The organism is Pedobacter sp. GSP4, assembly GCF_051857575.1.
Taxonomy (GTDB): Bacteria; Bacteroidota; Bacteroidia; order Sphingobacteriales; family Sphingobacteriaceae; genus Pedobacter.
In genome coordinates, this window is the sequence record NZ_JBPZIR010000019.1 from 1 (window position 1) to 1,305 (window position 1,305).

A 1,305-nucleotide genomic window follows, 5' to 3' on the forward strand; every position below is an offset into this window, starting at 1 on the left:
ATGATTGTTATGATAAAAACAAATTTTAAGCAGCTATATTATAATTGTTTTTATAGCTCTCCTGGTTTTTTATAACTGCTGCAACTCTGAGCGCTATTTTGTTTCTGACCGCGTTAATTATGCTCATGCTATGCTTCCCTTGAGCCTTTTTTCTGTTGTAATATGTTCTGAATTCCTGATTGTGCTGTATCAGGGATAATGCACACATATGCAGCAGCCTTTTGAGTTCTTTATTGGCCATGCGGTGTACCCTAGGCTTACCTTTGATACTTATACCGCTGGTCTGTTCAAATGGAGCGACCCCTGCATAACAGGCCAGTTCCTTTCCACTGGGCTTCCCAACAAAATTCCCCGTGCAGCCAATCAAGTACACCGCCACCACATGCCCTATACCAGGAATACTGGTCAACAGTTTGTAGTTCCGCTTGAAGTCCTGATTTCCGTTGATGATCTTCTTGATCTGATCTTCGAGGTTTTTGATGGACTTGACTATACCATCAATTGCATTTTTAAGTGCTTTTTCAATTAGTTTTTGATGTTCTTTCCCATTAACATTACCCAGTTCTTTTACTGATACGCTAATACCAGACTTTTGTTTGAGCAGTTTTGTCCTGGCTGATACGAGATCTTTCAATAGCATCAGCTCGGGATCCAGGGCAGCTGTAGCGCTTAGCCCATCCGCTTCCTTGAACGCATAACTGCATAAACGGATACTGTCTATCTTATCGTTTTTGCCCCTGGTTATCCCAAAACTCCATTTGATGTGGGCGGCATTGCCGATGTGGATGGGCAGGTTCCTGTTGCTGCAGAAAGTCCATATCAGACGGTGGTAGATCCCGGTATTTTCCATCACAACAAGAGAATCCTCACTGAATGTTAGCTTGTGCAATTTCAGCCACTTCTCAAACAGTTTAATTCCTGATGCCGTGTTGTCAAAGCGTGCAGTTTCTATCCCTTGTTTCACATGGTTTACAACAGCCATCAATGCAACATCAAAGTAGGGTTTGGACACATCGATCCCGATAAAAAATTTTGTAGTGACAATCACCATGTTATTTTTTTTATGTTTGCAATAGTTACCTAAATTTTACCCCATCGATCCTAGTCCTTAATAATGGGGAATACCCTAATTGTTATCTGGTCACTAAGGGAAAAAACGGTAGCGGATTGCATCATCTCTTAGGCATAAAAACCTTGACGACATTTTAATGTGCCGCTACCGCTTTAGGTAATCTGATTAATAATTTAAGCAAATTAAATATTTGTAATCCTTAAAATAAAAGACCAATACAAATCTAAAGGACG

Annotated in this window: 1 protein-coding gene; it reads right to left on the minus strand. The window is 40.4% G+C overall.

Annotated elements, in window-relative coordinates:
* Positions 1–25: 25 nt before the first annotated feature.
* Positions 26–1,051 carry an IS110 family transposase gene (locus ACS5PU_RS24270; RefSeq protein WP_439461742.1) on the minus strand — a complete coding sequence of 342 codons (1,026 nt, stop codon included), beginning with the start codon at positions 1,049–1,051 and terminating at the stop codon, positions 26–28.
* Positions 1,052–1,305 lie beyond the last annotated feature (254 nt).